Source organism: Streptomyces sp. NPDC046862 (assembly GCF_040704615.1).
GTDB lineage: Bacteria > Actinomycetota > Actinomycetes > Streptomycetales > Streptomycetaceae > Streptomyces.
Map to the genome: position 1 here is coordinate 42,204 of NZ_JBEYXP010000076.1, position 7,911 is coordinate 50,114.

At 70.8% G+C, this 7,911-nt stretch carries 7 protein-coding genes and 1 pseudogene; 3 read left to right on the forward strand and 5 right to left on the reverse strand.

The genetic code is table 11. The annotated features are described in order from the left end of the window. Positions 1-42: 42 nt before the first annotated feature. The gene (locus tag AB0959_RS48180) at positions 43-627 is read right to left on the reverse strand and encodes a TetR/AcrR family transcriptional regulator (RefSeq protein ID WP_366833311.1); all 585 of its coding nucleotides are present in this window, start codon (positions 625-627) and stop codon (positions 43-45) included. A gap of 141 nt (positions 628-768) precedes the next feature. Between AB0959_RS48180 and AB0959_RS48185 the strand changes: the two genes are divergently transcribed. Next, positions 769-3,210 carry a glycoside hydrolase family 3 C-terminal domain-containing protein gene (locus tag AB0959_RS48185; protein ID WP_366833313.1) on the forward strand — a complete coding sequence of 814 codons (2,442 nt, stop codon included), beginning with the start codon at positions 769-771 and terminating at the stop codon, positions 3,208-3,210. 85 nt (positions 3,211-3,295) lie between these two features. Here the strand turns inward: AB0959_RS48185 and AB0959_RS48190 are convergent, their stop codons facing one another. Beyond that, the gene (locus AB0959_RS48190) at positions 3,296-4,270 is read right to left on the reverse strand and encodes an aldose epimerase family protein (RefSeq protein WP_366833314.1); all 975 of its coding nucleotides are present in this window, start codon (positions 4,268-4,270) and stop codon (positions 3,296-3,298) included. Positions 4,271-4,319: 49 nt separating this feature from the next. Then, complete coding sequence (locus AB0959_RS48195) at positions 4,320-5,216, reverse strand: SGNH/GDSL hydrolase family protein (protein ID WP_366833315.1); 897 nt, start codon at positions 5,214-5,216, stop codon at positions 4,320-4,322. Positions 5,217-5,585: 369 nt separating this feature from the next. Here AB0959_RS48195 and AB0959_RS48200 point away from each other — a divergent pair, with 369 nt between their 5' ends. Beyond that, positions 5,586-6,080, forward strand: a complete 495-nt coding sequence (locus tag AB0959_RS48200) for a DUF3145 domain-containing protein (protein ID WP_322726050.1) — start codon at positions 5,586-5,588, stop codon at positions 6,078-6,080. Positions 6,081-6,148: 68 nt separating this feature from the next. Here the strand turns inward: AB0959_RS48200 and AB0959_RS48205 are convergent, their stop codons facing one another. Then, positions 6,149-6,751, reverse strand: coding sequence for a TetR/AcrR family transcriptional regulator (locus AB0959_RS48205; protein WP_366833316.1), 603 nt, complete (start codon positions 6,749-6,751; stop codon positions 6,149-6,151). Positions 6,752-6,830: 79 nt separating this feature from the next. On the opposite strand from AB0959_RS48205, the gene AB0959_RS48210 reads away from it, so the two are divergent. Then, entirely contained in the window at positions 6,831-7,649 is an 819-nt protein-coding gene (locus AB0959_RS48210) for an NAD(P)H-binding protein (RefSeq protein WP_366833317.1), read from the forward strand. Positions 7,650-7,725: 76 nt separating this feature from the next. On the opposite strand, the pseudogene AB0959_RS48215 reads toward AB0959_RS48210, so the two are convergent. Further along, positions 7,726-7,911 (reverse strand): annotated as a pseudogene (locus tag AB0959_RS48215) (hypothetical protein); the annotation flags it as partial.

Sequence of the window (7,911 nt, forward strand, 5' to 3'; positions counted from 1 at the left end):
GGCGCACGCACAGTCGTGCGACTCAGGTGACGGCCATGCCTCTCAGCGCGAGTCGTCCTCGCCCAGCAACGCGACGAAGTCCCGGAACGCCCCCGGCATGTCCACCGACTCCGGGTCCAGCAGCCACTGGTACTGCAACCCGTCCATGACGGCCACCATCAGGGGAGCGGCGCGCTCCGGCGTGAGCCCGCTCGGCAGCCGGTCCCCGTACTGGGCCCGCAGCATCTCCGCCATGCTCGCCCGCACCCCGACGTACCGCTCGGTGAAGAACTCCCGCGTGGGATGCCCCTCGGTCACGCTCTCGCCGAGCAGCGCCGAGAAGGTCTGCACGATGCCCGGCCGCATCGCGTTGTACTCGACGAGCGAGCCCAGCAGATCGAGCCGCCACCGACCGCCGGGCACGGCGTCCCACTGGTCGCGCTCCTTGAGCACGGCCACGAGGAGCGCGTCCTTGGTGGGGAAGTAGTGCAGCAGACCCTGCTGGGTGAGCCCGACGCGCTCGGCGACCGCGGCCATGCTCGCGCCCCGGTAGCCGCGCTCGGCGATCACCTCCAGGGCGGCCCGCACGATCTCCGCGCGCCGCTCCTCGCTCCTGGCCCTGGTGCTCATGGCGTCACCGTACGGCAACCCTGGGCAGGCGCATCACCCCAAAGATAACGACAACATAACGGAACCTACTGCATTACAGGGATCAGGTGCAGGATGTGGACGGAACAGAACGGTACGGACGTCGCACGGACTTCACCGCTTCAACGAGGAGGCGCCCCGATGGCGAGGACCAACCCCACCCCGGCCGACGAGGCCCGCGAGGCAGCCGTCGAGGCGGCTCTCGGCAAGCTCGACCTGGACGCGAAGGCGCGCCTGCTCGCGGGACAGGACATGTGGTCGCTGCCCGAACTCCCCGGGATCGGCCTGAAGTCCCTGGTCATGTCCGACGGCCCGATCGGCGTCCGGGGCGTGCGCTGGACCGCCGACGACCCGTCCGTCGCCCTGCCCTCCCCGACCGCGCTCGCCGCCACCTGGGACCCCGAACTCGCCCGCAGGGCCGGGGTACTGCTCGCCCAGGAGGCCCGCCGCAAGGGCGTCCACGTCCTCCTCGCACCCACGGTCAACCTGCACCGCTCCCCGCTCGGTGGCCGCCACTTCGAGGCGTACAGCGAGGACCCGTACCTGACCGGGCGGATCGGCGCCGCGTATGTGAACGGCGTGCAGTCCGGCGGCGTCGGCACCACGGTCAAGCACTTCGTCGCCAACGACGCCGAGACCGACCGCTTCACGGTGAACAACCTGGTCTCCGAACGCGCCCTGCGCGAGCTGTACCTGGCCCCCTTCGAGGCCATCGTCGCCAACGCCCACCCCTGGGGCATCATGACCGCCTACAACACGGTCAACGGCACGACGATGACCGAGCACCGCTACCTCGTGAACGAGGTCCTGCGCGGCGAGTGGGGCTTCGACGGCTTCAACGTCTCCGACTGGATGGCCGCCCGCTCCACCGGCGCCGCCCTCACCGGCGGCCTCGACGTCGCCATGCCGGGCCCGGTCACCGTCCACGGCGAGGCCCTGGCCCGTGCCGTACGCGACGGCGAGGTGGCGGAGTCGGACGTCGACGAGGCGGTACGGCGCGTCCTGCGCCTCGCCGCCCGCGTCGGCATCCTGGAGGGCGCCGAACCGGTTGTGACCGAACTGCCGGGCACGGTCGACGGCGAGGGGCTGGCCCGCGAGATCGCGCACCGCTCCTTCGTCCTCGTACGGAACCAGCGCGAGGCCCTCCCCCTGAAGCAGGGCGGCACGGTCGCTGTCATCGGCGCCGCCGCCCGCGACGCCCGCGTTCTCGGCGGCGGCTCCGCCACCGTCTTCCCCGCCCGGATCGTCTCCCCGCTCGACGGCCTCACCGCCGCCCTCCCCGAAGGCTCCCTCACCTACGCCGTCGGCGCCGACCCGAACGAGGAACTCGCCGTCGCGGACAGGGGATTCGAGCTCCGGGCCGTCTGCCGCGACCTCGACGGCACGGTCATCGGCACGGGTTCGGCCCCGAACGGCCAGCTCCAGTGGATGGGCTCGGACCTCCCGGACGGCGTCACCCACGAACGCCTCCACAGCGTCGAGCTGACCGGCACGTTCACCCCGCGCGAGAGCGGCTCGCACACCTTCGGCATCAAGGGCCTGGGCGCCTTCACCCTCACCGTCGACGGCACCACGCACTACGACGACGCCCAGCGCACCGACGAGGACGACCCCTTCGTGTCGTTCTTCGGCGCGCCCGTACCCCGCGCCCAGGCCGAACTGACAGCGGGCGAACCGGTAGAGGTCTCCCTGACCCACGTCGTCCAGCTCCCCGAAGGCATTCCCCTCAAGGTCATCAGCTTCTCGCTCTGCCACCAGGAGCCGCAGCGCGACCCCGACGAGCTGATCGCGGAGGCCGTCGAGACGGCCCGCGCCGCCGGCACCGCCGTCGTCGTGGTCGCCACCACCGACCGTGTCGAGTCCGAGGGCTTCGACCGCAAGGACCTCCGGCTCCCCGGCCGCCAGGACGACCTGGTCCGCGCGGTAGCCGCCGCCAACCCGAACACGGTCGTGGTGGTCAACTCCGGCTCCCCGGTCGAGCTCCCCTGGCGCGACGACGTGGCCGCCGTCCTCCTCACCTGGTTCCCCGGCCAGGAGGGCGGCGCCGCCCTCGCCGACGTCCTCACGGGTACCCACGAACCGGGCGGCCGCCTGCCCACCACGTGGGGCTCGCTCCCGGACGCCCCGGTCACCGAGGTCACCCCCACGAACGGCGAACTCCCCTACACCGAGGACGTGTTCATCGGCTACCGCGCCTGGGAGAAGGAGAACAGGACCCCGTCCTACCCCTTCGGCCACGGCCTCGGCTACACCGACTGGACGTACGGGTCGCTGGAGACCGACGGTACGAGGGTGACGGTACGCGTCCGCAACTCCGGTGAGCGCCCGGGCCGCGAGGTGGTCCAGCTGTACCTGGCCCCGACTGACTCGTCCACTGACCGTCCCGTGCGCTGGCTGGCGGGTTTCGCGACGGTCGAGGCGGAACCGGGGCAGACGGCGGAGGCGGTCATCGACATACCGGGCCGAGCCTTCGAGACCTGGGACGAGAGCACGAACTCCTGGACGCGCAGGAAGGGCACGTACGAGATCCAGGCGGCCCGCTCGATCGGGAACGTCCGCCTCACGGCAACGATCGAAGCGTAGGGGGACGCGCCTTCAGGGGCGCGGGGAACTGCGCGAACAACCACCACCGGCCCGCGGCGTCCCAACAACCCCGCGGGCCGAGCTCTCACTCACCACCAGAGAACCGATACACGGTCTCCGACCGATACACCCCACCGGGCCGCAGAACCGTACTCGGATACGACGCCCGGTTCGGCGAGTCCGGAAAGTGCTGCGTCTCCAGCGCGACCCCGTCCCCGGGCGAGAAGGGCGCGCCCAAGTGATCAGCCGTATAGAGCTGCACCCCCGGCTCGGTCGTCTCCACCGTCACCACACGCCCAGAACCGGGATCACTCAACACGGCAACCTCGACCGGCCCCTCCGTCACTCCCTTGTCCAGCACGAAGTTGTGGTCGTAACCACCGCCCACCTCCCGCCCCGCACGGAAGTCGAACCGCGTCCCCTCAACCGCGGCGAGCTCCCCCGTGGGGATCAGATCGGCGTCCACCGGCGTGTACCGGGAAGCGGCAAGGGACAGCCGATGACCAGCGGTGTCACCCGTCCCTGCCAGATTCCAGTACGTGTGATTCGTCAGGTTCACCACGGTCGCCGCATCGGTCCGCGCCTCGTACGAGATCCGCAGCGCCCCGTCCGCGCGGAGCGCATACGTGGCCGAGACCGACAGCCGCCCGGGGAACCCCTCCTCACCGTCGGGGCTGACCCGCGACAACCGCACACCGTGCTCCACCGGCTCCGCGTCCCACACATGCTTGTCGAAGCCCCGCTCGCCGCCGTGGAGGCAGTTGGGCCCGTTGTTGACCGTCAGTTCGTGCGTCCGGCCGTCCAGCGTGAACCGCCCGCCGGCGATCCGGTTCGCGTACCGCCCGGCCAGCACACCGAGGTACGGCTCGGGATGCGCGAGGTAGCCGTCGAGGTCCGCGAACCCCAGCACCACGTCCGAGACCCGCCCCTCCCGGTCGGGGACCTCGCACGACTGCACGATCCCGCCGTACGTCAGCACCCGCACCCGTACTCCGCCCCGCTCCAGGGTCCAGCGGTGGACGGAGGTGCCGTCGGGAAGCGTGCCGAAGAGTTCGCTCATGGGCGGAACCCTAGGTCACGGCCCGGGAAAAGCGGTGATCAGGCGGTGATCAGGAGGGATCCTCACGGGCGGTCACATTGCGGTACGCCATCTCCGCGAGCCGCGCCTGCCCGTTCCTGCTCGGGTGGAACCAGTCCCACTTGCTCAACTGCGCGGTCCCGAAGCGGTACTCGAAGACGGCGCCCCCGTCGAAGCGGCAGTACCGGTCCTTCGCGCACACGTCCTTCAGTACCTCGTTGTACGCCTCCACACGGTCCTGCACCGTGTCGCGCCGCCGGGTCGCCGCCGCGTCCAGGTCGTCCGGGTCGCCCAGCATCGACGGGCAGATGCCCAGCTTCCACACCTGCTTGCCGAGCGGGTTGGTACGGCCCTGGGACCACAGCCGCTTCAGATCGGGCACGCTCGTCACATACACCTGGGTCTTGGCCGAGGACTTGCGGAGCGTCTTCATGGCGTCCTCGAAGGAAGCGCGGAAAGCGTCGACGGACGTCATGGCATCGGTGGTCGCACGGCACGCGTCGTTCGCGCCGGCCATCACCGTCACCAGCTCCGGTCGCTTGGCCACCGCCTCCGTCATCTGTCCCGGCAGATCGGCCATCCGGGCCCCGGACACCGCGTAGTTCCAGCTGCGCTCGGCCGCCTTGGCGGGACCCAGGAGCCGTACGGCGAGGCTCTTGACCGTACGGTCGCTGCCGGTCGCCCACGAGACCTCCGGGCAGTCCGACAGCACCGAGCACGCGTCGAACCCACGGGTGATGGAGTCCCCGACGGCCGCGATCGAACGAGGCGTGCGGTCCCAGGTGGGCGTGGGGGAGGGCCGCGCCGACGCCTCCTTGCCGGACGGGCCGGGTGTTCCGCCACCGATGGCGTCACAGCCGGTCGCTCCCAGCAGGGTCGCCGCCACGACGGAGAGAACCGCCCGTGATCGGTGGCGTCGGTGCCGCATGCGTCGGTCCCCTCGTCGGTCGTACGATGGCCCCCCACCCCATAACAACGCGCGAAGGTTCCCTTTTGCGGCAGCTGCAACTGTGGGGCCCGTTACATGCGTCCCCTTGAGTGGCTGGGCATGCGAGAGGGACACATATCCGTCGGCGACTGCGCCACAGGAGTTACACCACGTCACGGTCGTACCCCGGCCGGGCGCGTGACCGTCGATCGAATGCGCGTCCCCACGGGTGAAACATCGCTTTTTCCCGGTGTCGGCTCCGACGGTACGTCACACTCCTTGCCCCGCCGCACGGTAGCCTCGCCCCGTGGCTGCCGCGCCGCTCACGTTCCGCTAAGTTACAAGATGTCCTGCTCTGTGGAGGCCCCGGTGACGACACGTGGAGTTCTGTACGTGCACTCCGCGCCGCGCGCGCTGTGCCCGCACGTCGAGTGGGCCGTCGCGGGCGTCCTCGGTACCCGTGTGAACCTCGACTGGATCAGACAGCCGGCGGCACCGGGCACCTGGAGATCGGAGTTCTCCTGGCAGGGCCAGGTCGGCACCGCGTCCAAGCTCGCCTCCGCGCTGCGCGGCTGGCACCTGCTCCGCTTCGAGGTCACCGCCGAGCCGTGCCCGACCGCCGAGGGCGAGCGCTACAGCTGCACCCCCGACCTGGGCATCTTCCACGCCGTCACCGGCATCCACGGCGACATCCTGATCCCCGAGGACCGGCTGCGCGCCGCCCTGACCCGCTCCCAGCACGGCGAGACCGACCTGGAAGCCGAACTCGCCAAGCTCCTGGGCAAGCCCTGGGACGACGAACTGGAACCGTTCCGCTACGCGGGCGAGGGCGCTCCCGTGCGCTGGCTCCACCAGGTGGTCTGAGCGCTCCTTCCAGGGCGTGGGGGACCGTACGTGCTTTCAGTGAGCCTGGCCAAGGTGTGCCCGTCTGGTCAGGGCCTCTGGCCGGGGGCCTTCAGGGAGTCCAGCCAGTGGAGGAGGCGGGCGCCCTCGCGGGTCATGATGTCCGGGTCACGCAGGGCGTTGGCCAGAAGCGACATGCCCTGGTAGGCGGACACGAGGGTGACGGCGAGATCGTCAGGGTCGGGCAGCCCCAATGCGCGGAACTGGTGTCCGGCCCAGTCGAGCAGCCGTCGGATCACGGCGCCGGCCTCAGCGTCGAGGGTGCCGTCGGCGCGCTTGTCGAGTTCGACGGCGAGGGTGCCAGTGGGGCAGCCGTAGCGGGCTGCGGTGTCGCGCCGGCTGACCCAGGCCTCGATCAGGGCCTTGAGACGGTCGCGCGGGTTGGGCAACTGGTCCAGTGAACCAATGAGTTCACCCAGGTGCGTGCTGTGCTCGGACAATGCGGCCCGGACCAGCTCGTCTTTGGTTTTGAAGTAGTAGTAGACGTTTCCGACCGGGACGTCGGCCGCGTGTGCGATGTCGGCGAGGGTGGTGCGCTCGACGCCCTGCTCGTGCAGGACCTGTGCTGCCGCGGCGGTGAGCCGTCGGCGCTTGTCGGCTGCCTGTGCCCTGGGCTTCGCTGAGTTAGTCACCTAACCAACTGTAGATCTCCATCAAGGGGCGTGCTACTGTCCTCGAACTAAGTCAGCCAACTAACTTATTGAGGTTCTCATGATTGCCGTGACTGGAGCTACCGGGAACGTCGGCCGCGAACTGGTCCGCATCCTCGCCGAGGCAGGCGAGGCGGTGACCGCACTCTCGCGCGGCGAGGCGCGCGACATCCCCGTCGGCGTGCGCCACGTGCGGGCCGACCTCGCTGACCCCGATGGTCTGCGCCCCGCTCTCGACGGCGCCGACGCACTGTTCATGTTGGTGGCCGGCGACGACCCGCAAGGCGTCCTCGACGCTGCGAAGGCGGGCGGCGTCCGTCGGGTCGTCCTGGTCTCCTCTCTCGGCGTCGCGACCCGCCCGGACGCCTACCGCCACCCGGCCGCCTTCGAAGCCGCGCTCCTCGGCGCCAGCCTCGACGGGACCGTGCTGCGCTGCGGCGGGCTGGACTCCAACGCCTTGGCCTGGGCTGAGTCGATCCGCGCCGACCGGGTGGCCGCCGCCCCGTTCGGCGACGTCGGCCTGCCGATGGTCGACCCGGCGGACGTCGCCGAGGTCGCCGCCGCCGCGCTGCTGCAGCCCGGCCACGCCGGCTCCGTGTACGAGCTCACCGGCCCCGCCCCCACCACCCCGCGCCAGCGGGCTGCGGCGATCGGCGCCGCGCTCGGCGAGCCGGTCCGTTTCGTCGAGCAGACCCGTCAGGAGGCCCGAGAGCAGATGCTGGCGTTCATGCCCGAGCCGGTGGTGGAGGGCACCCTCGCCATCCTCGGAGAACCGCTGCCCGCCGAGCGCCGGGTGAGCCCCGACGTCGAGCGGGTCCTGGGCCGTGCGCCGCGCCCCTTCGCGGACTGGGCCGCCCGCAGCACCGCCGCCTTCCGCTGATTCGGTGGGGCGCCGCGCCCCCTCAACGCTCGCCCGCCGGCACATCGGCCGTGAGTTCAGCGTGACTGAGGTGCTTTCACTGGGAACCCACGGCGTCGGTGCGCTGCCCGACACGGAGGACACTCAGGTAGCGGCGTGACGCTCGGTCGCCCATCCGCGTGCGGATGCGCTCGGCGATGGCGTCGAGCAGGGGCTCACGGACGTCGCGGTCGAGTCTCCGGTACAGCGACAACGAGCGAAGGTGATCGGCAAAGCCGTCTCC

Bases quoted from the DNA above. Each gene is read 5' to 3' on its own strand.
- AB0959_RS48185 (WP_366833313.1), top strand. From the start codon at position 769: ATGGCGAGGACCAACCCCACCCCGGCCGACGAGGCCCGCGAGGCAGCC.
- AB0959_RS48190 (WP_366833314.1), bottom strand. From the start codon at position 4,270: ATGAGCGAACTCTTCGGCACGCTTCCCGACGGCACCTCCGTCCACCGC.
- AB0959_RS48195 (WP_366833315.1), bottom strand. From the start codon at position 5,216: ATGCGGCACCGACGCCACCGATCACGGGCGGTTCTCTCCGTCGTGGCG.
- AB0959_RS48210 (WP_366833317.1), top strand. From the start codon at position 6,831: ATGATTGCCGTGACTGGAGCTACCGGGAACGTCGGCCGCGAACTGGTC.